The organism is Bradyrhizobium campsiandrae, from assembly GCF_014529705.1.
In the GTDB taxonomy this organism is placed as follows: domain Bacteria; phylum Pseudomonadota; class Alphaproteobacteria; order Rhizobiales; family Xanthobacteraceae; genus Bradyrhizobium; species Bradyrhizobium campsiandrae.
The window spans coordinates 49,838-71,910 of record NZ_JAANIH010000018.1 but is presented as its reverse complement, the minus strand read 5'-3'; the positions used below and the strand labels follow the sequence as shown (position 1 = coordinate 71,910).

The window sequence follows — 22,073 nt, the reverse complement described above, 5'->3', positions numbered from 1 at the left end:
CGGCTAATCCACCCTACTTGCGACAAATTTTTCCTGTGAAATCAACGCCCCGTTCTACTGTGCATGGGGTTGTTTTCGAACGCGATGAGACGAGACCAGGCTCACGCCACGCGGCGGACCGCGTTCAGCGTCTCGATCGTGCGTCCGACCTCGGCCGCCGGACACGGCTTGCCGAAATAATATCCCTGCACGGCGGTGCAGCCGCATTCGCGCACGAAGTCGAGTTGCTCCGCCGTCTCGACGCCTTCCGCCGTGGTCTCGACACCGAGCACGGAGCCGAGGCTGGCAATGGTGCGGACGATGGCGACGCTCTCCGGGCTTTCGCCCAGCGTGCCGACGAAAGAGCGGTCGATCTTGATGCGGTCGAACGGAAATTTGCGCAAATAGCTCAGCGACGAGTAACCGACGCCGAAATCATCGAGACTGACGCGCACGCCGAGGGCGCGGAGCTGATGCAGGATCCCGATCGTGGCCTCGCTGTCGTCGAGCAGCGCCGTCTCGGTCACCTCGAGTTCGAGCCGCTGCGGCGGCAGGCCGGCTTCCGCCAGCGCGCTCGTCACCATCGCCACCAGTCCGCGCGAGCGGAACTGCACCGGCGACAGGTTCACCGCGACCGTGACATCGGGCCACGAGGCCGCCGTGGCGCAGGCCCTGCGCAGCACCCATTCGCCGATCGGAACGATCAGCCCGTTCTCCTCGGCGATGGGAATGAATTCGGCCGGCGAGACGAAGCCGCGCGAGGGATGCTTCCAGCGCAGCAGCGCCTCGAAGCCGGTCAGCTCGGTGGTGTCGAGCCGCACCTGCGGCTGGAACACCAGATGGAACTGGCTCGCCTCCAGCGCGCCGCGCAGATCGTGCTCGAGCGCGTGCCGGCTGCGCGCCGCTGCTTCCATCTCGGGCTCGAACAGCTGATAGGCGCCGCGCCCCTTGGCCTTGGCCTGGTACAGCGCGAGGTCGGCGCATTTCATCAGCTCGTCGGCATCGAGGCCGTGATCGGGCGCGATCGCGATGCCGACCGAGACGCCGACATGGATCGACTGGCTCTCCAGCGGCGGCGGATGGCCGATGATCTCGACCAGGCGCCGCGCCAGCCTTTCCGCCGATTGCGGTTGCGGTCCCCGCTGGAGCACCGCGAACTCGTCGCCGCCGAGGCGTGCGACGGTATCGTGCTCGCCGACATTCTCCTTCAGCCGCGCCGCGACCCACCGCAGCAGCCGGTCGCCGGCGGCGTGTCCGAGCCTGTCGTTGACGGTCTTGAAATTGTCGAGGTCGAAGCACAGCACGGCCATGTCGCCGCCGGCGATCGCGACCTGGTTCAACCCTTCGCCCATCTTCTCGCGGAACAGCGTGCGGTTGGGCAGATCCGTAAGGGAGTCGTGCTGGGCCATGTGCGCGACGCGCGCCTGGGCCTTGTGACGCTCGGTGACGTCTTCATAGGTGACGACCCAGCCGCCATGCTCCATCCGCTTGTGGTTGAGCTTGATGATGCGGCCGTCGCTCAAATGGCGATGCAGCGTGTGCTCGCCCTCGCGCAGCCGCTCGACATAGTCGGCATAGAGCTTTGCGGCGGTCGTGTTCGGATGAATGCCGAGATCGCAGCTGTGCTCCATGATCTCGCGCATCGAGACGCCGGGCTTCACGATCTCGGGCGACAGGCCGTACATCTCGATGTAGCGGCGGTTGCAGACGATCACGCGCAGGCTCGCATCGAGCATGCACAGGCCCTGGCTCATGTTGTTCAGCGCCGCGTCGAAGCGGCGGTACTGCTCGCTCAGCTCCTCGACCGCGCGTTCACGCTCGGTGATGTCTTCGTAGGTGGCGACGAAGCCGCCATCCGTCAGCGCGCAATAGCGCACGGAGATCACCGTGTTGTTGGTCATGCTCCGCCGCATCGGCGAGGAGTCGCGGTTGGCGATCCGGGCGCGGGCGGCCTCCAGGATCTGCTGCGGGCTGTATTCGGAGGAGAAGGCGCCGTTCGCCATCGACCGCTCGATCAGCTCGAACAGATGCGTGCCCGGTTTGCTCTCCTCCGGCGACAGCCGGTAGATCTTCTGATAGGTGGAATTGCAGATGCGCAGGCGCATGTCGCTGTCGTAGAAGGCGAGGCCATGCGCCATGTTCTCGAGCGCAGCGTCGAGCATGAGGTTCTTCTGCTTCAGCGCTTCCTCGTGCTGCAGCCGGTCGGTGACGTCCTCGTGCACGGTGACCCAGCCGCCGTCGGGCATGAACCGGGATATGGCCAGGACCTTTCGGCCGTCATGGCAGGTCACGAGAACGGTCTTCGGGCTTCTCGTCCGGACGTCGTTCATCCTGATATCGCGGAACTCGCCTGCGGACATCTCCGCCCGGTTGCCGCGCGACAGCCAGTGATCGATGGTCGCGTCGTGGGTGATACCCGGCTTCACGACGTCGGGGTCGAGATCGTAGAGTTGCAAGAAGCGCTCGTTGCAGACGACGATATGGCTGGTGGCGTCATACATGATGAGGCCGTGCGACATGTGTGCAACCGCGTGCTGGCTGCGCTCGGTCTGCAATTGCAGCTCGGCCTCGAGGCGGGCGAGGCGGCTGACGTCGTCGCAGATCGTCATCCAGCCGCCGTCGGGAAGCGGTTTCAGTTCGAGCGTGATGACGAGGCCGCTCGCGAGCGTCTGCCGGGTCTGGAACGGCTTGCCGGCCGTAATCAAGGCGATCCGCGAAGCATAGAGCGCGTCGAGCTCGCTCGCCGGGATGTTTCCGCGTTCCACGCTATGGGCGAGCACGTCACGATAGCGCGTTCCGAGCCTGACGATGTCGCTCGATAAATTGAACAGCGTCAGATAGCGCGTGTTGACCAGCACGATCCGGTTATCGGCGTCGTAGACGCAAACGCCCTGCTCCATGCGGTCGAGCGCGAGCTGGCTCAGCGACAGCAGGGCCTGCTGGCCTTGCTCGCGGCGTGCACCGAGCTCGTTGTCGCGGTTCGACATCATGGGATCAGCGGGATCTCGGCGGCAATAGACCTGACGCAGCGTATTTCAGCCGGCGAGGGTAGCGAAGAGGCGGGAAAATTCCCTTAAGCGCCGTAGTTTACGGAGGGTGACTACCGACGCAGAGAATACGGGCCTTCGAACACGCAATGATCGATCGCTCGCGCGAGCGCCGCTGCTACGGCCCATACAGCACGAGTTCCGTGTCGGTGAGATCGGCCAGCCGCGGGCGATGCGGGCCCTTGAAATATTTGCGGCCGCGCCGCTCAGTATAAATACCGACAAGGCCGGGGATCGGCTCGTTGGAATCGATGATCACCGAGATCTTGCCGAGCCGCAACAGCAGCCGGCCGATGCGGCCGGCACAGGCGGTGTATTCGGTGGCGCTGCGGCAGTAGATCAGCTGCATCGCCGGCGGTGCGATGAAGCCGCGGCGGATCCGCACCGGCTGCAGGATGAAGGGAAAGACGCCCTTCGGCGTGCGGCAGACCAGGCTGAGGCAGTTATAGCGCGCATGCCGCGTCAGCAGCTCGGTCTCGGCCTCCGAGAGGCCGTCGATCTGCTTGGCGTGCGGAGGGATGACCTCGATCTTGCTCCAGCGCGGGGCGCGCGACAATGCCGGCACCGAGAAGAACAGGCCGCGGCAATAGGCGCGAAAGCCCTGCGTCTCGATGATCGGCCAGGTCCACACCGCCGGGCTGATGTTGAGATAGGTCACGTGCTTGTGCCGCTGCGCTATCTTGGTCAGCAGCGGTGCGTAGTTGCGGTAGGCCGGCTCGACATACCAGCTCGACAGATTGCACTGGATGGCCGTCTCCTCGCCGTCCTTGCGCGTGGTGTAGATCAGCAGCAGCACGCCGACGGGCTCGCCATCGTTGTCGAGCATGTAGCCAAAGCGCGGATAGCCCTCCGGCACCGGCCGGAACGCCTGCCGGCGCAGGCCCTGGATCCAATAGTTGCGCGAGCGGCCGACGAAGCCGCGCGTCAGCAAGTCCGCGATGGCTTCGACATCGGACTCGGTGATCTCGCGGCATCGGACCTTGGTGTGGATCACGCTCGTCTTGCCCGTGGAAATGGTCGGCCTCTTATCTCAGCGCCAGCCTTCACCGTGGGCGTCCGCCGCGACTTGCGACTGCATGCCCATGATCTCCCGCACCTTGGCGGGCCAGGCCGAGAGATCGGTGCCGTGGGTGTGGAACATTGCGACCGCCAGGCGGTCCATGCCGAAAGCGACGCAGCCGGTGTGCGCGGGCTCGCCATTGGCGTCCTGGATGCCCCAGGTCGTGCCAAAATGTTCGCGATGGTAATTGAAGCTCATGCAGGCGGTCGGCTGCTCTTCCGAACGCAGCGGGATCAGGAGCTCGAACTTGAGTTGCTGCTGTTTCTGGCTCACCGCCTTCATCTGGCCGACGCGACCGAAGAAGGGATCGCTCGCATAGTCGACGCGGAAGGTCAGGCCGAGATCGGTCGCGATCTTCTGCGCGCGCACCATCCAGCGCTCGCGGAAATCGGCGACGTCATCGGGTGTGCCGATGCAGACATATTCGCGCATCCGGAACGATTGCAGCCGATCGAGATGCTTTGACGGCTCGCGACGGAAGCAGTCGGCCGCGACGTCGAAGCGCAGGCCGCCCTTCGGTAAAGCTCCGCGGCTCGCCGCGATCGGATACACGGGGTAGCAGGCGGCGGGCGACAGCACGAGGTCGGCCGGCGAGAGTGAGGTGGTCCAGTCGCCGCCGGCATCGAAACGGCTCACCGCGGCGTTGATCTCGCGCTCGGTGCCATGCAGGCCGCAGACGCAGCCGAGCAGGTTCGGAAAGCTCTTGAGATAGCCGGACTTCTCCAGCTGGGCGCGGCTCATCACCGGCGGGAAGCGCATCACCTCGGTGCCGGCCTCGCGGTGGCCGGTGATCAACGCGGCGAGCTTCTCGACGACGCCCTCATAGAGCGCGGTGCGGGCATAGACGCCATCGGCGCCCATGCGGTGGAACAGCTTGTCGGCAAGATGATCGAGCGGGTCGACGATGCCAGGCGCAGTCTCGGGCGAGTCGGGGAGGACGGCAATGTTCATGGTTCGATGTCCTGCTATCTGAGAAATTGTTCTTGTTGGTTCAGTCGCCGAGCCGTCAGTCGCGAAGGCTTGCCGGCACACCGCTCATCAGCGTCGAGGTGGCGGCGTTAGCGAGGATGCGATCGTTGTTGATCATGATCGGCGACGACAGCACATCGCGCAGATGCCGACCCATGGTGAACTCGCCGTCGTTGCGGTAGCCGGAAAGGCCCGCGGTACGCATCGCATGCATCACGGTCTCGACCGCAAGCTCGGAGGCCTGCACCTTCAAGAGTGTGATCGAAGACTGGAAGTCGAGCGAGCCGAGCGCGCGCTCGTCATGCTCGGCGCGAGCGAAAGCCTCGGTATTGGCCGCTATCAGCGCGCGAAGTTTTGCGAGCGACATTTTCGCGGCAGTGAAGTGCGCGGCGGCCGGCGGCATCTGGCCGCCGGAGGCGCGAGCCGCCTTGCGGACGAAGGCTTGCGCACGTGTCACAGCGGCGGCGGCAATGCCAGCCCAGGCCGAAGACCAGCACAGATGCGCGAACGGAGTCATGGTCTGAGCGTGGATCTTGTCATAGGCTTCCGGGAAGACGCGGTCGGCGGGACAATCGACCTTCAGCTCGAAGCCGGTCGAGCAGGTGCCGCGCATGCCGAGCGTTTCCCAGCCCTGCGTCTGCTTCAGCGAATAATCGTCCTTGGCGAGCGCCAGCAGCACCTGGTCCGATGCGGCTGCATCGGTGGCGCGGCGGGCGATGGTGACGAGACCGTCGGCCTCGGCGCCGTAGGAGATCACGGTGGCGTCGCGCACCAGCGAGATGGTGTCGCCGGCATGGTCGACCGCGGCCGCGCTGGCGCGGATGTTGCCGCCGTTCTGACCTTCTGTGGTGGAGGAGGCGAGCAGCCACTGGTCGCGGGCGACCCGGCGCATCATGGTTTCCATCCAGGGAATGCCGTGGCCGTGCCTGACGACGCAGGCGACCTTGGTCTGGTGCATCGCGTAGATCATCGCAGTCGAGGCGCAAGCGCGCCCCAGCGTGTAGCAGATATCGGTGACATCGTAGATCGAGGCGCCGAAGCCGCCGAACTCGACCGGGATCATGACGCCGAGCAGCTTCTGCTCCCGCGCGGTATCGAAAGCCTTGTGAGGAAAGCGGGCGTCGCGATCGACGCCGTCGGCATCGGTTGCGGCCACGGCTGCGGTCCGGGCGGCGCGCTCGACGAGGGAGGGGCCCTGCTCGAGCAGGCTGGTCTGAGTTTCGTCGACAGTGAGGACTGCTTCACGCACGTTCATACTCGTCCGCCTCCATTTTGTCGTTCAGGATCGCCGGCATCATTCGCGACGCCGCATCAGCAATCCTCCGACCATCTTTGCTTGTGAGACGAGGCTACGGATTTAATTCAAATTCGTCGATGAAATAGAGGGTAAACGAAGCCCAATTCCGAATGGACAGTTAAGGTCCGGTTTTTTGCACCGCCGGAATTTCGGCGATCACGTTAGGGATCTGGTAGAAGGGCGGATTCCAGACAATCTGAGTCATCGTTTACTAAGAAACGCGAAGTAATGGTGACGCCCATTGTGAGATCGGCCCGTCGCGACCATCGTACCGGGCGACTGGTCCGACCTTCTAGAGACATATGGGAATTTAACCATGCAGGCCTTCGACACTGACGTGCTTAACCGCATCATCAAGCTGGTGAAGGGCATCCTCGAGCAGAACTCGCTCACCGCCGATATCACGCCGTCGACGAAGCTTGTTGACGCCGGCTTGACCTCGATGGACATGGTCAATCTGATGCTGGGCGTCGAAGCCGAGTTCGATTTCACGATTCCGCAGTCCGAGATCACGCCGGAGAATTTCCAGTCCGTCGAGACGCTGGAACGCATGGTCGCGACCCAGCTGAAGCTGGCGGCCGCGGCTTAATCTCCGCTGTCGTCCCGGCGTAGGCCGGGACCCATACCGCGTGATCCATCGATCGTGGATGGTAGCAATACCGAACGACCAGTCGGCGCCAAACGACTCCCTGTGTTTATGGGTCCCGGCCTTCGCCGGGACGACATTGAGGGTACGCAGCGCTTCTGCGCCCCTCACAGCTCCGGCCCATCCACCCCCGTTCCAAATCCGCCGCAAAACTGGCATAGCTTAACCATGTCGTACGTAGCGGACAGGGTGGAGCAGGCATGACGCGGGCGGTATTGGGCATCATCGGTGGCTCCGGCATCTACGACCTGCCGGGCCTTGAGGGCGCGCACGAAGAGGTGATCAAGAGCCCCTGGGGCGAGCCGTCGGCGCCGGTGCGGCGCGGCGCCATCGCGGGCCTGCCGATCGTGTTTCTGCCGCGGCACGACAAGGGCCACCGGCTGTCGCCTTCCGACATCAACTATCGCGCCAATATCGACGTCCTGAAGCGCGCCGGCGTCACTGATCTGATCTCGCTCTCGGCCTGCGGTTCCTTCAAGGAGGAGATGCCGCCCGGCACCTTCGTTCTCGTCGATCAGTTTGTCGACCGCACCCACGAGCGCGAGAGCTCCTTCTTCGGCAAAGGCTGCGTCGCGCATGTCTCGATGGCGCATCCAGTCTCGCCGCGGCTGCGGATTCACCTGGCAGCGGCAGCCGAAGCCGAGGGCATCGCGGTCGCGCGCGGTGGCACCTATGTATGCATGGAAGGGCCGCAATTCTCCACTTATGCGGAGAGCATGACCTACAAGGCGCTGGGCTATTCGGTGATCGGCATGACCAACATGCCCGAGGCCAAACTCGCTCGCGAGGCCGAAATCTGCTACGCGACCGTCGCGATGGTGACGGATTTCGATTGCTGGCATCCTGATCACGACGCCGTCACCGTACAGGACATCATCCGCGTCCTGACGTCAAACGCCGACAAGGCGAAAGCGCTGGTGGCGCGGCTGGCGCAGGAGTTTCCGCGTGAACATGAGCCGTGTCCGATCGGTTCGGACCGCGCGCTCGATACCGCGTTGATCACCGCGCCGGAAGCGCGCGATCCCGAGCTTCTGAAGAAGCTTGACGCGGTGGCCGGGCGCATCCTGCGCGGGTGAAACGCGGGAAGAACGAAAAGGCAGAACGGCATGAAGGTCGACGGCAAGCATTTCCGCAGCATCTGGCGCGAGCGCGACGGCTGGACGGTCGGCGCGATCGACCAGCGCCGGCTGCCGCATGAATTCGTCGTCGCGAAGCTGGTCTCGTGCGAGGACGCCGTGGTGGCGATCCGAGACATGCTGGTGCGCGGCGCGCCGCTGATCGGCGCGACGGCAGCTTACGGCATGGCGCTTGCGATGCGCGAGGACCCTTCGGACGCCGGCCTGAAGCGCGCTTACGATCGGCTTGTCGTGGCGCGGCCGACCGCGATCAATCTGAAATGGGCGCTGGACGAGATGCGTGCAGCTCTCGCGCCAATTGATCCGGTGGAGCGAGCGGAAGCGGCTTACGCCCGCGCCGATGAGATCGTCGAGCAGGACGTCGAGATCAATCGCGGCATTGCTGCGAATGGTTTTGCCTTGATCGAGGCGATCATGGCCAAGAAGAAGCCGGGCGAGACCATCAACATATTGACTCACTGCAATGCCGGCTGGCTCGCGACCGTCGATTGGGGCACGGCGACCGCGCCGATCTATCTCGCGCATGAGCGCGGCATCAAGATCCATGTCTGGGTCGACGAAACCCGCCCGCGAAATCAGGGCGCTTCGCTCACCGCCTGGGAGCTCGGCCATCACGGCGTGCCGCACACCGTGATCCCCGACAACACCGGCGGGCATCTGATGCAGCACGGCATGGTCGACCTCGCCATTGTCGGTACCGACCGCGTCGCCGCTAATGGCGACGTTTGCAACAAGATCGGCACCTATCTGAAGGCGCTCGCCGCGCATGACAACGGCGTGCCGTTCTACGTCGCGCTGCCGTCGCCGACGATCGATTTCGCGGTCGATGACGGCATCCGGGATATTCCGATCGAGCAGCGCAGCGGCACGGAGGTGACCGAGATGACCGGCCGTACGGCGGATGGCCGCTTGGAGACCGTGCGCATCGTGCCTGAGGGTTCGCCGGTTGCGAACTATGCCTTCGACGTGACGCCAGCGCGTCTGGTCACGGGTCTCATCACTGAACGCGGCGTGCTGAAGCCGGATCGAGCCGCGCTGGCAGCGGCGTTTCCGGAGCGGATCGCCGCTGCGGCGGAGTAGCTCCGTAGGGTGGGCAAAGGCGCGGAAGCGCCGTGCCCACCATCTGCTTGTGGTGGGCACGCTTTCGCTTTGCCCACCCTACGGTTTCGCGCCTCGCAACGACGAACTGCCTACCCCAGCTTCAGCCCTGTTGCCGCCTCCAGCTCCGCGATCGCCTGCGCGCCGCTCGTGACCTTGATCGTGGTCATGCCCATCTCGCGCGCGGGTTTCAGATTGACGCCGAGGTCGTCGAGATAAACGCATCTGTTCGGATCGACCTTCAGCGTCTCGACCATCATCTGGTAGATGCGCGGATCTGGCTTGCGCAGTCCGATCTTGGCGGATTCGATGACATGGTCGAACAGCACCATGACCTCCGCAATATAGAGCGAACGCCCGGTCAGGCTGCCGATGGCATTGGCGGGTAGATTGTTGGTGATGCAGCCGGTCTTGAATTGCGCCTTGATGCGCTTCAGAGCTTCGACCATCTCGGGGCGCAGATCGCCCTGCAGCAGCGGCAGCACCTCGCGGCCGCGCACCTCGGCGCCGAGCGCACGTGATTCCTCGGCGAACAAATGATCGAATGTCTCGATGTCGACCTCGGCACGCTCGAACTTGGCCCAGGCATTTTCGAGATGATTTGCGGCGTTGGTGCGCCGGATGATGTCGGCGGGCAGGCCGCGCTCTGTCTCGAACCGTGCGAAGGCCTCGAACGGCGAGCTCGTCAGCACGCCGCCAAAATCAAAGATCACAGCCTCGATCGCCAATGTCCTGCCCTCGTCAATTGCTTTCCAAGACGGCTAGCATGCGCTATCGGCAAGGACCAGTCCTGCCGACGATGGAAGCGTGTTCCATGATGAAGCTTGCCACTCTCACTGTCGCTGCGCTGCTGCTCACGACACCCGCTCATGCCATCGTCGGCGGTGGCACGCCGCAGACGGAGGGCGTCGCGCGCGCGGTCGTCACCATCGTCGGCTCGCGCGGCAATTTCTGCACCGGCAGTCTGATCGCCCCGCAGGTCGTACTGACGGTCGCTCACTGCGTGCAGCCCGGCGCCGACTACAAGATCGTCGATCGCGGTGCTGATGGTCAGCCGCAATTGCTGAACGTGCGCACCGTGGCGGTCCATCCGGGTTTCAACATGCAGGCGATGCAGGCGCATCGCGCCACGGCCGACGTGGCCCTGCTCCAACTGGAAATTCCACTCAAGGGAAAATCGACGGTGCCGGTTGGTATGCCGAACATCCCGATTCAGGTCGGCAGCCGCTTCACCATCGCCGGTATCGGCGTCACCGTGCGCGGCGACGGCAAGAGCGGCGGCGCGACGCGGGTGGCCGGCCTCGTTGCCACGGGCCAGCCCGGCACGTTCCAGATCCGGCTTGTCGATCCCGTAACCAACGGCGTTCGCGATGGAATCGGCGCCTGCACCGGCGATTCCGGCGGTCCCGTATTCGAGGACAAGCCTGGTGGCGCCGTGCTTGTCGGCGTCATCAGCTGGTCGACGGGGCCAAATGGCGCGGCCGGCTGCGGCGGGTTGACCGGGGTCACGCCGCTGACGCTCTATCGCGACTGGATCCTGCAGACCGCGCGGAGCTGGGGCGCAGCGTTGTAGTTTGATCGCGAATTGATCTATGTCATTTTAAAGCGGAAGCGCGATGGGTGACCATATGCCTCTCGCGGAGGAAACGCGCCGTCCGGTCAAGGACGGCCACAAAAACAAGCAAGGCATAGAAGCAACAATGAATGTCGCTGTTCGCACTCACGCCACCGCCAAGCAGGCTTCGGAGCATTTTGACGTGTTGATCGTCGGCGCCGGTATTTCCGGCATCGGCAGCGCCTATCACATCGAAAAGCAGCTGCCGGGGACGAGTTACGTCATCCTGGAAACACAGGCGACGTTCGGCGGCACCTGGAGTACGCATCGCTATCCCGGCATCCGTTCGGACAGCGATCTCCACACCTTCGGCTACAGCTTCAAGCCCTGGGTCGGGCCGCCGATCGCGACCGCCGATGAGATCCTCGCCTACATGAAAGAGGTGATCGACGACAACGATATCGCCCGCCACATTCGCTATGGGCACAAGATCGTGTCGGCGAGCTGGTCGAGCGAGCAGAATCTCTGGACCATCGAGGCGGTGACGACCGATACCGGCGAGGCCAGGACCTTCACCGCAAACTTCCTCTGGATGTGCCAGGGTTACTATCGTCATTCCGAAGGCTACACGCCGGAATGGAAGGGCATGGACCGCTTCAAGGGGCGCATCGTCCATCCGCAGACGTGGCCCGACGACATCGACCTCAAGGACAAGAAGGTCGTGGTAATCGGCTCGGGCGCGACTGCTGCGACGCTGGTGCCCAATATCGCGGACGACTGCGCGCATGTCACCATGCTGCAGCGCTCGCCGACCTATTTCCGCCTCGGGCGCAATGCCATCGAGATCGCGGAGGAATTGCGTCGGCTCCAGGTTGACGAGGCCTGGATCCACGAGATCGTTCGGCGGAAAATCCTGTTCGAACAGGACGCGTTCACGAAGCTCTGCCTGGCCAAGCCCGAGCAGGTGAAGAAGGAGCTGATCGGCCAGATCAGCGCCGTGCTCGGTCCGGACTACGATGTCGAGAAGCATTTCACGCCGAGCTATCGCCCGTGGCGGCAGCGCATCGCCTTCGTGCCCGATGCCGATCTGTTCAAGGGCATCGCCAGCGGCAAGGCATCGGTCGTGACCGACGAGATCGAGTGCTTCGTCGAGAACGGCATCCAGCTCAAGTCAGGCAGTCTGCTCGAAGCTGACGTCATCGTTACCGCGACCGGCTTCAACCTCTCGGCGCTCGGGGACATCGCCTTCGAGATCGACGGCAAGCCGCTCGCCTTCGGCGATACCGTCACTTATCGCGGCATGATGTTCACGGGCGTACCGAACATGGTCTGGGTATTCGGCTATTTCCGGGCCAGCTGGACGCTGCGCGTCGATCTCGTCGCCGATTTCGTCTGCCGCCTGCTCGGCCACATGAAGACGAAGGGCGCGAAGAAGGTCGAGGTCAAGCTGCGGCCCGAAGACCACAACATGCCGATCCTGCCCTGGATCGATCCGGAGAACTTCAACCCCGGCTATATCATGCGCAACATGAATTTGCTGCCCAAGCGCGGCGACAAGCCCGAATGGCAGCACAGCCAGGACTATTGGACCGAAAAGGACGAGATCCCGAAGACGGATCTGGATGACAAGGCGTTCGTGTATGGGTGAGGGGGCGGGATGTGTGGAGGGATAGCGTTCGCTCCACACTCCACCGCGAGTTTGGCGAAGATACGTAGCCCGGTACTGCTATCGCTAAAAACGAGACATCACGCGGTATGGGGCCCGGCCTTCGCCGGGACGACACCGGTTGTTCAGGCGTCAGCGTTCAACTCATGCCTAACAGCGCTTACGAATTCCTCCGCGTCGCGTTCGTCGCGATCGCGGCCGCCGCGGTGCGGTTCTCCACGCCGAGCTTGGCGTAAATCTGCTCCAGATGCTTGTCGACGGTGCGCGGGCTGAGGCCGAGGATCTGGGCGATGTCGCGGTTGGTCTTGCCTTTGCTGAGCCACGCCAGCACCTCGCCTTCGCGGGTGGTGAGGCCGAGCTCGCTGGTGAATTCTGGCGGCAGCGCCGTGCCGGCTTCCTTGGAAAGGCGTAAAAGGAATTCGTTCGGCGCGGTCTCGCCCATGTAATAGAGCCGCAATTGCGGATTGTCGGGCAGGGAGACGGCTTGCGACTTGGCGCTGCCCTTGCTCTTCACCTGCTCCAGCCATTGCAGCAGAGACGGCGGCAGGACGAAATCGTCGGCCTGCGCGCCATGATGATCGGTCAGCAGCTTTTGCGCCTGCGGCGTCGCCCAGAGGATATGGCCCTGGCGGTTGACCGCGAACAGAAAACGGCCGGAGACGTCGAGCGCGGTGCGCGCGCTCTGGGTCAGCCTGGCATTGCCGAGATGGACGCGGATGCGCGCCAGCATCTCCTCGATCACGATCGGCTTGGTCACGTAGTCGACGCCGCCGGCTTCCAGCCCGCGGACGATGTGCTCGGTTTCGGCAAGGCCCGTCATGAAGATGACGGGGATATTGGCAAGGCCCGCGTCGCGCTTGAGCCGCCGGCAGGTCTCGAACCCGTCCATGCCCGGCATCACCGCGTCGAGCAGCACGATATCGGGCGTGATCTGGTCGACGATGCGCATCGCGGCCGCGCCGTCCAGCGCCACCATCACCGTCATCCCGGCGCCGTCGAGCGCGTCGGTCAGCAGCCTCAGCGTCTCCGGCGAGTCGTCGACCACGAGCGCGACGTCGCGCTTTTTCGGCTCAATGCTCATAAGCATGCAGTGTTTTCAATGTTGTCATGTATTGGTCGAGATCGAAGCGATCGACCAGTGATCGCATTTCGGCGACGAAGTCGGCATGCTCCGGATGCTCGCTGCCGATCTCGTCCAGCTTGAGCTGGATGGCTTTGACGTAGCCGATCTGGCCGAGCCCGATCAGCGCCTCGATGTGCCTGACCGGGGGCCGCGAGCCGCTCTCCGGCCGCCACAGCGGCACGACCGTCTCCTCGGAGCCGTATTGCCATTCGATCTTGAGCAGCTGCCTGATGGTCTCAAGCAGCCGCGGAATATCGATCGGCTTCATCAGATAGCCATCATGGAAAGGCTGCGCCAGCGGTGCGCCATGCGCCTCAAGCGCGCTCGCCGACACCATCAGGATGCGGGCCTGGTGATGGCCATCGGCGCGCAGCTGTTCCGCCACGGCCCAGCCGTCCATGCCCGGCATCGAGATGTCGAGCAGGAACAGATCGGGCTGGCAATGCTGCGCCAGCGCCAGGCAGCCCGGACCGTCGGGGGCGCTGAGCAGGATGAAACCGAGCGGCGTCAGCACCTCGCGCAGGAGGTCGCGATGAACAGGGTCGTCGTCGGTGACGAGGATGGTCTTGCGTGCGCCGTGGTAGCCGGAGATCGGGGCCTCCACCGGCGCGATGCGCCTTGGATTGGTCACCTCCGACAGCAGCATCTTCACCTTGAACGTGCTGCCGCGGCCGACGGTGCTGGTGACCTTGATGTCACCGCCCATCACGCCGGCGAGCAGCCGGCTGATGGTGAGCCCCAGCCCCGTGCCCGTCTGCGGCTGTGAAACCCCGAGCGCGCCGCGCTCGAACGGCGCGAAGATGCGTTCGAGATCGTCGCCCTGGATGCCGGGTCCGGTGTCGATGATCTCGAACTCGGCGACGGGGCTGCGATAGTGAACGACGAACTGCACGCTGCCGGTCTGGGTGAACTTGATGGCGTTGGAGAGCAGGTTGATCAACACCTGACGCAGCCGCTTCTCGTCGGCATAGACCACGGTCGGCAATGTCGCCGGCCGGCGGAATACGAAGTCGATGCCCTTGGCGCCGGCCTGAAGGCGGAACATGCCGACGAGCTGGTCGAGAAATTCGCTCAAGCGGACTTCGTCGCGGGACAGATAAAGCCTGCCAGCCTCGATCTTGGAAATGTCCAAGATGCCGTCGATCAGGCCGGAGAGGTGATCGGCGCTGCGGCGAACGACGCGAACCTGGTCGCGCGGCTTGGTGCTGAGCGTCGTATCCTGCTCCAGCAGCTGCGCGTAGCCGCTGATCGCGTTCAGCGGCGAACGCAGCTCATGGCTCAGTCCCACCACATAGCGGCTCTTGGCGAGGTTGGCGGATTCTGCGACCTCCTTGGCGCGCTGGAGCTCGGCGTCGGTACGCTTGTGCGCGTCGATCTCCTGGATCAGCAGCGCGGTCTGCCGCCGCGTCTCAGCCTCGGCGGCGCGGCGGCTCTGCTGCGCCAGCACGAACAGCCAGGCCACCACGCCGATGATGATGCTGAGCGAGAAGAACACCTTCCAGAGCACGTTGGAGACCAGCGCGTTTTCGCCATGCACGCTCGCCGAGGTCTGCAGATAGATCAGCCCGAGCACCAGCGCGACGAGGCCTGCGGAGACGACGAAGACGCCGATATAGTGACCGAACTGCGAGTTGATGCGTTGATAGATCGGCTGCGGCAGGATTTTGCCGAGCGCCTCGGAGAATTGCACCTGTGCGCGTCCATGGGGCTTGCAGAGATCGTGGCAGCGCGCATCGAGCGAGCAGCAGAGTGAGCAGATCGGGCCGGCATAGGCCGGGCAGGAGGTGGTGTCTTCAGGCTCGAAGCTGTGTTCGCAGATACAGCACTGGATCGCCTCGATATTGGCCCAGCTCCGCTTCGGCTTGCGCGCGATATAGAATTTTCCGCCCGTCAGCCAGGCGATCACCGGCGCGGTGACGAAGGCCACCGTCAGCGCGACGAAAGCGGCGAGCGCCTTCATGGTCGGGCCGAACAGGCCGTAGAACGCCGCGATTGAGACGACGATCGCCAGCGTCATCGCGCCGACGCCGACCGGATTGATGTCGTAGAGATGCGCCCGCTTGAACTCCATCTGCGGCGGACGCAGGCCCAGCGGCTTGTTGATGACGAGGTCCGACACCAGCGCGCCGACCCAGGCAATCGCCACGTTGGAGTAGAGCGCCAGCGTCTGCTCCAGCGCCTTGTAGACGCCGATCTCCATCAGCAGCAGCGCCACCATCACGTTGAACACCAGCCACACCACGCGTCCGGGATGACTATGGGTCAAACGGGAAAAGAAATTCGACCAGGCGATCGAGCCGGCATAGGCGTTGGTGACGTTGATCTTGATCTGCGACAGCACCACGAAGAAGCCGGTCAGGGCCAGCGCGAGGTCCGGGTCCGACAGCACGTAGCGAAAGGCCACGAGGTACATGTGCGCGGGCTCGGCGGCCTCCTCGGGCGGCACGCCGTGGCTCAACGCAAAGAAGGCGAGGAACGAGCCCGCCAGCAGCTTCAGCGCGCCGAGCACGATCCAGCCCGGCCCCGCGCACATCAGCGCGATCCACCACGACGCCTTGGAGGTGCGGCGATCGCGCGGCAGAAATCGCAGGAAGTCGACCTGCTCGCCGATCTGCGCCACCAGCGAGAACACGACGGAGGAGGCGACGCCGAACAGCAACAGATCGAAATGGCCGCCGAGGTCGCCGTGCTCGCCGGCGAATTTGTGCCATTCGGTGAAAGAGTGCGGACTGGCCCAGGCAATCGCCGCAAATGGCAGGATATGCAGCACGATCCAGAGCGGTTGCGTCCAGAGCTGGAAGCGGCTGATCAGCGTGATGCCATAGGTCACCAGCGGGATGATCGCGATCGCGCTGATGAGGTAGCCGATCGGCCGGGGAATGCCGAGGCACATCTCCAGCGCGGTGGCCAGGATCACGGCCTCGATCGCGAAAAAGATGAAGGTGAACGAAGCGTAGATCAGCGAGGTGACGGTCGAGCCGATATAGCCGAAGCCGGCGCCGCGCGTGAGCAGGTCAATGTCGATGCCGCATTTGGCGGCATAATAGGCAATCGGCACGCCGCAGCAGAAGATGATGACGGAGACGACGAGGATCGCGCTGGCGGCGTTGGTGACGCCGTAATTGAGGGTGATGGTGCCGCCGATCGCCTCCAGCACCAGGAAAGAGATTGCGCCGATCGCGGTGTTGGCGACGCGCGCTGCGGACCAGCGGCGCGCGCTCTTGGCGGTGAAGCGCAGCGCGTAGTCTTCCAGCGTCTGGTTGGCAACCCATTGGTTGTACTGGCGCCTGACGCGGTCTATTCGCTGCCGCCCTGCCACGCTTTACCCCACTCCCGATACGGACCCGGAGCCCTCGCAAATCCCGTACCAAAAGCCTACGTCGGTATTTTGCGGTGCAGTATACGCGATCTTGCGTATGCTTGCGCTGCACAAATCCGAGCCATCCTCACGGCACCAATCGCGTGTCCTCGAACAAACAGTGGGGTGCTCATGTCAGACGAAACCAACAAGGGCTTGTTGTCGCCGCTTCGGCGCAAACTATTGATGGGAATGGCGGCCGTGCCGGCCATCACGATGCTGCCGCGGAATTCGTTTGCCCAGACCCCGGCGACCTCGGCGGTCAACACCACCGGTCTCGCGGTCACCGATACCGAAGTGACCGTTGGCATCCTGCACTCGGCGACCGGCACCATGGCGATCTCCGAAACCGGCTCGATCGAGGCCGAAAAGCTCGCCATCGAGCAGATCAACGCCGCCGGCGGCGTGCTCGGCCGCAAGATCAAGTTCATCCAGGAAGACGGCGCCAGCGACTGGCCGACCTTCGCGGAGAAGGCGAAGAAGCTGCTCGTGAACGACAAGGTTGCGGCCATCATGGGCTGCTGGACCTCGGCCTCGCGCAAGGCGGTGCTGCCTGTGGTCGAGCAGTACAACGGCATGCTCTACTATCCGACCTTCTATGAAGGCCTCGAGCAGTCCAAGAACGTCATCTACACCGGCCAGGAAGCGACCCAGCAGATTCTCGCCGGCCTGAACTGGATCGCCAAGGAGAAGGGCGCGAAAACCTTCTTCTTCATCGGATCCGACTACATCTGGCCGCGCACCTCGAACAAGATCGCGCGCAAGCACGTCGAGAACGTGCTGAAGGGCAAGGTCGTCGGCGAGGAGTATTATCCGCTCGGCAACACCCAGTTCAACTCGGTCATCAACAAGATCAAGCTGACCAAGCCTGACGTGATCTTCACCGACGTCGTCGGCGGCTCCAACGTCGCCTTCTACAAGCAGCTCAAGGCCGCCGGCATCGACCTCGCCAAGCAGCCGCTGCTGACCATCTCGGTGACCGAGGACGAAATCGACGGCATCGGCGGCGAGAACATCGCGGGCGCCTATGCCTGCATGAAGTACTTCCAGTCGCTCGACAATCCCAACAACAAGGCCTTCGTGCCCGCGTTCAAGAAGATGTGGGGCGAGAAGACGGTGATCGGAGACGTCACCCAGGCTGCCTATCTCGGCCCCTGGCTGTGGAAGTTGACGGTCGAGAAGGCCGGCTCCTTCGACGTCGACAAGATCGCGGCGGCTTCCCCGGGCGTCGAGTTCAAGGGCGCGCCGGAAGGTTACGTGCGGATCCACGAGAACCATCACCTCTGGTCGAAGACCCGCGTCGGACGCGCCAAGCTCGATGGCCAGTTCGAGCTGATCTACGAGACCGCCGATCTCGTCGAGCCGGATCCGTTCCCGAAGGGCTACCAGTAAGAGACGCGGCGACTCTCGCCGTCTCCCTCAACAACAAGCCGCTCCCTGGCGTGGATTGCAAGTCCATGCCCACGACCCCCGCGTCGCGAACTGGTTCGCGACGCGGGACCCTATTCCCTGACGGAGGACATCGATGTTCGGCGACTATTCGCTTGGTGACCTTGGCTCCATTTTCGTCATGCAGGGTTTTGCAGGACTGATCCTGTTCTCTGTCTACGTGCTGATGGCGCTCGGTCTTGCGATCATCTTTGGCCAGATGGGCGTCATCAACATGGCCCATGGCGAGTTCATGATCCTCGGGGCCTACGTCACCTGGATGACCTCCAATCTGTTCCAGACCTACATGCCTGGTCTGTTCGGCGGCTACTTCTTCCTCGCCATGATCCTCGCCTTCCTCGCCTCCGGTGCGCTCGGAATGCTGGTGGAATGGGCCCTGATACGTCACCTCTACAAGCGTCCGCTCGACACGCTGCTCGCGACCTGGGGCCTCAGCCTGATGTTGCAGCAGGCCTATCGCTCCGTGTTCGGCGCGCGCGAGGTCGGCGTCGAGCTGCCGCAATGGATGCTGGGATCGCTGCAGGTCACGAGCAGCATCGAAGTGCCGATCAACGGCGTCTTCGTGATGGGCCTCACCGTTCTGATCACGATCGCGGTCGCCTACGTCATGTTCAAATCGCGCTGGGGCCGCCAGGTGCGCGCCGTCGTGCAGAACCGCATCATGGCCGGCGCGGTCGGCATCAACACCGAGAAGGTCGACCGCTACACATTCGGCCTCGGTTGCGGCATCGCCGGCGTCGCCGGCAGCGCCTTCACCATGATCGGCTCGACCGGGCCGACCTCGGGCCAGCTCTACATCGTCGACACCTTCCTCGTCGTCGTGTTCGGCGGCGCCGCCAGCCTGCTCGGCACCATCGCGTCGGCCTTCTCGATCTCGCAGACGCAATCGACCCTCGAATTCTTCATGTCGGGCTCGATGGCCAAGGTGCTGACGCTGCTCGCCGTTGTCGGAATCCTGATGCTGCGGCCGCAGGGGCTGTTCGCCCTCAAGGTCCGCAAGTGAGAATGTGAGGCTCATGCAATGACCGACAACAGGTTCGTCAATCGATCGGAGCTGATCGGAATTCTCGTGCTCGCGGTCTTCCTGGTCGTGGTGCTACCGCTCACGCTCGACGTCTTCAGGCTCAATCTGGTCGCGAAATATCTGACCTATGCCTTCGTCGCGCTCGGCCTCGTCATCTGCTGGGGCTATGGCGGCATCCTCAGCCTCGGCCAGGGCGTTTTCTTCGGGCTCGGCGGCTACTGCATGGCAATGTTCCTCAAGCTCGAGGCATCGAGCGTGGAGAACACCAAGATCCAGTCGACCCCCGGCATTCCTGATTTCATGGACTGGAATCAGATCACAGCGCTGCCGTTCTTCTGGAAGCCGTTTCACAGCCTCACCTTCACCATCGCGGCCATCATCCTGGTGCCCGGCATCTTCGCCCTGATCATCGGCACCGCCATGTTCAAACGCCGCGTCGGCGGCACCTACTTCGCGATCATCACCCAGGCGGTCGCGGCCATCCTCACCATCCTGATCGTGGGCCAGCAGGGCTACACCGGCGGCATCAACGGCATGACCGACCTGCGCACGCTGAAGGGATGGGACATCAGGCCCGATCACGCCAAGATCGTGCTGTACTTCTTCGAGGTCGGCTGCCTGTTCGTCTGCATCATGATCGCGCAGTTCGTCCGGCACTCCAAGCTCGGGCGCATCCTGGTCGCGATGCGCGAGAAGGAGGACCGGGTCCGCTTCTCCGGCTACAGCGTTGCCAACTTCAAGATCTTCGCCTTCTGCATCGCCGCGGTGTTCGCCGCAATCGGAGGCGCGATGTTCGCGCTCAATGTCGGCTTTATGTCGCCGTCCTTCGTCGGCATCGTGCCGTCGATCGAAATGGTGATCTACACCGCGGTCGGCGGCCGGCTGTCGATCCTGGGGGCCATCTACGGCACGCTGCTCGTGAACTTCGCCAAGACCAGCCTGTCGGAGACCTTCCCCGAATTGTGGCTGTTCGGTCTCGGTGGTCTGTTCATCGCCGTGGTGCTCGCATTCCCGAACGGCCTTGCCGGGATCTGGGGCGACTATGTGCAGCCGCGCATCGATCGCCTGATCGTCTCGCGCAAACCAAAACCAGAAGGCTGGACCGACAGCTCGGTGGCCGACGGCGCCCCGGCGGAGTGAGGAGATCATCATGCTCGTAGGTCATCACGATGCCGATGCCGCGCTGGCAATGAGGAGATAGATCATGCTCATCGGTCATCAGCCCAAGGAATTCCTGCTTGCGGTCGAAGGACTGACGGTGTCGTTCGATGGGTTCAAGGCGGTCAACGATCTCTCCTTCTACGTCGACGAGAACGAGATCCGCGTCATCATCGGCCCGAATGGCGCCGGCAAGACCACCGTGCTCGACCTGATCTGCGGCAAGACGAAAGCGACGTCGGGATCGATCCAGTTCCGCGGCAAGGAGCTGACGCGGATGAGGGAGAACGAGATCGTCAAGACCGGTGTCGGCCGCAAATTCCAGAACCCGTCGATCTACGACGATCTCACGGTGTTCGAGAACCTGGAGATTTCCTATCCCCGCGGTCGCTCGGTGTTCGGCGCGCTGACCTTCACCCGCGATGCCGCCGTGCGCGACCGCGTGCACGAAGTCGCCGAGATGATCTTCCTGAAGGACAAGCTGAACATGAGCGCCGATCTGCTCAGCCACGGCCAGAAGCAGTGGCTCGAGATCGGCATGCTGCTGATCCAGGACCCGGATCTGCTGATGCTGGACGAGCCGGTCGCCGGCATGAGCGTCTCCGAGCGCGCCAAGACCGCCGAACTCCTCAATCGTATCATCAAGAACCGGTCGGTGCTGGTGATCGAGCACGACATGAAGTTCGTCGAGGACATCGCGCACAAGGTCACTGTGCTGCACCAGGGCCAGATCCTCTCCGAGGGGACGATGGAGAAAGTGCAGAACGATCCCAAGGTCATCGAAGTCTATCTCGGCCACTAAGGAGGCGTGACGATGCTGGCAATTTCCGATCTTCACGTCGCCTACGGCCAAAGCGAGGTGCTGCACGGTCTCAACGTCAAGGTCGCACCCAACGAGATCGTTGCGATCATGGGCCGCAACGGCATGGGCAAGACCACGCTGATGAAATCGCTCATGGGCATCCTGCCGACGAAGAGCGGCTCGGTGAACATGGACGGATCGGAGCTGGTCGGCCTGCCCAGCTATGAGCGCGTCGCCAAGGGGCTCGCCTACGTGCCGCAGGGCCGCATGATCTTCTCCACCATGACGGTGAAGGAGAACATCGAGACCGGGCTCGTCGTCTCCGGCGGATCGGAAGTGCCTAGCGACATTTATGAGCTGTTTCCGGTGTTGCTGGAGATGAAGGGCCGCCGTGGCGGCAATCTTTCCGGCGGTCAGCAGCAGCAGCTCGCGATCGCCCGCGCGCTTGCGACCAAGCCGAAGGTATTGCTGCTGGACGAGCCGACCGAAGGCATCCAGCCATCGATCATCAAGGACATGGCGCGGACGCTGAAGCGCATCCGCGATGAAAAGGGCCTCTCGATCGTCGTGTCCGAGCAGGTCCTGAGCTTCGCGCTCGATATCGCCGACCGCGTGCTGGTCATCGAGAACGGCGCGATCGTGCGCGATGACCCGCGGGACGCCGTCGATGCCGCGCAGGTCTCGAAATATCTGTCCGTCTAACCAT

General features: G+C 63.6%; 17 protein-coding genes. 10 read left to right on the top strand and 7 right to left on the bottom strand.

Features of this window, described 5'->3' with window-relative positions:
* Positions 1-101: 101 nt before the first annotated feature.
* From G8O24_RS15650 to G8O24_RS15635, 4 genes are all read right to left on the bottom strand, one after another.
* Complete coding sequence (locus tag G8O24_RS15650; RefSeq protein ID WP_244645868.1) at positions 102-2,966, bottom strand: PAS-domain containing protein; 2,865 nt, start codon at positions 2,964-2,966, stop codon at positions 102-104.
* 178 nt (positions 2,967-3,144) lie between these two features.
* Positions 3,145-4,020: a GNAT family N-acetyltransferase gene (locus G8O24_RS15645; protein WP_188100693.1), complete on the bottom strand. Its 876-nt coding sequence runs from the start codon at positions 4,018-4,020 to the stop codon at positions 3,145-3,147.
* 36 nt (positions 4,021-4,056) lie between these two features.
* Positions 4,057-5,037, bottom strand: coding sequence for an amino acid--[acyl-carrier-protein] ligase (locus G8O24_RS15640; RefSeq protein ID WP_188100692.1), 981 nt, complete (start codon positions 5,035-5,037; stop codon positions 4,057-4,059).
* A 55-nt stretch (positions 5,038-5,092) separates the two neighbouring features.
* Entirely contained in the window at positions 5,093-6,310 is a 1,218-nt protein-coding gene (locus G8O24_RS15635) for an acyl-CoA dehydrogenase family protein (RefSeq protein WP_188100690.1), read from the bottom strand.
* A gap of 358 nt (positions 6,311-6,668) precedes the next feature.
* Between G8O24_RS15635 and G8O24_RS15630 the strand changes: the two genes are divergently transcribed.
* The 3 genes from G8O24_RS15630 to mtnA all read left to right on the top strand — a co-directional run bounded on the left by G8O24_RS15630 (position 6,669) and on the right by mtnA (position 9,214).
* Entirely contained in the window at positions 6,669-6,941 is a 273-nt protein-coding gene (locus tag G8O24_RS15630; protein ID WP_188100689.1) for a phosphopantetheine-binding protein, read from the top strand.
* A gap of 257 nt (positions 6,942-7,198) precedes the next feature.
* Positions 7,199-8,074, top strand: coding sequence for an S-methyl-5'-thioadenosine phosphorylase (locus G8O24_RS15625; RefSeq protein ID WP_188100688.1), 876 nt, complete (start codon positions 7,199-7,201; stop codon positions 8,072-8,074).
* Between the two features lie 30 nt (positions 8,075-8,104).
* Positions 8,105-9,214, top strand: a complete 1,110-nt coding sequence (gene mtnA, locus G8O24_RS15620) for an S-methyl-5-thioribose-1-phosphate isomerase (RefSeq protein ID WP_188100687.1) — start codon at positions 8,105-8,107, stop codon at positions 9,212-9,214.
* A gap of 110 nt (positions 9,215-9,324) precedes the next feature.
* On the opposite strand, the gene G8O24_RS15615 is transcribed toward mtnA, so the two are convergent.
* On the bottom strand, positions 9,325-9,960 hold the full coding sequence (locus G8O24_RS15615) for an HAD-IA family hydrolase (protein ID WP_188100685.1): 636 nt from the start codon (positions 9,958-9,960) through the stop codon (positions 9,325-9,327).
* Positions 9,961-10,046: 86 nt separating this feature from the next.
* Between G8O24_RS15615 and G8O24_RS15610 the strand changes: the two genes are divergently transcribed.
* Both G8O24_RS15610 and G8O24_RS15605 read left to right on the top strand, forming a co-directional pair.
* Positions 10,047-10,805, top strand: coding sequence for a S1 family peptidase (locus tag G8O24_RS15610; protein ID WP_188100684.1), 759 nt, complete (start codon positions 10,047-10,049; stop codon positions 10,803-10,805).
* Positions 10,806-10,932: 127 nt separating this feature from the next.
* On the top strand, positions 10,933-12,435 hold the full coding sequence (locus tag G8O24_RS15605) for a flavin-containing monooxygenase (RefSeq protein WP_188100682.1): 1,503 nt from the start codon (positions 10,933-10,935) through the stop codon (positions 12,433-12,435).
* A gap of 178 nt (positions 12,436-12,613) precedes the next feature.
* Here G8O24_RS15605 and G8O24_RS15600 read toward each other — a convergent pair whose 3' ends face one another.
* Both G8O24_RS15600 and G8O24_RS15595 read right to left on the bottom strand, forming a co-directional pair.
* Positions 12,614-13,540 carry a response regulator gene (locus tag G8O24_RS15600; protein WP_376708069.1) on the bottom strand — a complete coding sequence of 309 codons (927 nt, stop codon included), beginning with the start codon at positions 13,538-13,540 and terminating at the stop codon, positions 12,614-12,616.
* Positions 13,524-16,895 carry a hybrid sensor histidine kinase/response regulator gene (locus G8O24_RS15595; protein WP_188100681.1) on the bottom strand — a complete coding sequence of 1,124 codons (3,372 nt, stop codon included), beginning with the start codon at positions 16,893-16,895 and terminating at the stop codon, positions 13,524-13,526. The genes G8O24_RS15600 and G8O24_RS15595 overlap by 17 nt, the downstream gene beginning before the upstream one ends.
* 171 nt (positions 16,896-17,066) lie before the next feature.
* On the opposite strand from G8O24_RS15595, the gene urtA reads away from it, so the two are divergent.
* The 5 genes from urtA (at position 17,067) to urtE (ending at position 22,069) form a co-directional block, all read left to right on the top strand.
* Positions 17,067-18,326 carry an urea ABC transporter substrate-binding protein gene (gene urtA / locus G8O24_RS15590; RefSeq protein WP_188100679.1) on the top strand — a complete coding sequence of 420 codons (1,260 nt, stop codon included), beginning with the start codon at positions 17,067-17,069 and terminating at the stop codon, positions 18,324-18,326.
* A 133-nt stretch (positions 18,327-18,459) separates the two neighbouring features.
* Positions 18,460-19,386 (top strand): urea ABC transporter permease subunit UrtB, encoded by a 927-nt coding sequence (gene urtB, locus G8O24_RS15585; RefSeq protein ID WP_188100677.1) that lies wholly within the window; start codon positions 18,460-18,462, stop codon positions 19,384-19,386.
* Between the two features lie 18 nt (positions 19,387-19,404).
* Positions 19,405-20,547, top strand: a complete 1,143-nt coding sequence (gene urtC, locus G8O24_RS15580; RefSeq protein ID WP_188100675.1) for an urea ABC transporter permease subunit UrtC — start codon at positions 19,405-19,407, stop codon at positions 20,545-20,547.
* A gap of 64 nt (positions 20,548-20,611) precedes the next feature.
* Complete coding sequence (gene urtD, locus G8O24_RS15575; protein WP_188100674.1) at positions 20,612-21,367, top strand: urea ABC transporter ATP-binding protein UrtD; 756 nt, start codon at positions 20,612-20,614, stop codon at positions 21,365-21,367.
* Positions 21,368-21,379: 12 nt separating this feature from the next.
* Positions 21,380-22,069, top strand: coding sequence for an urea ABC transporter ATP-binding subunit UrtE (urtE, locus tag G8O24_RS15570; RefSeq protein WP_188100672.1), 690 nt, complete (start codon positions 21,380-21,382; stop codon positions 22,067-22,069).
* Positions 22,070-22,073 lie beyond the last annotated feature (4 nt).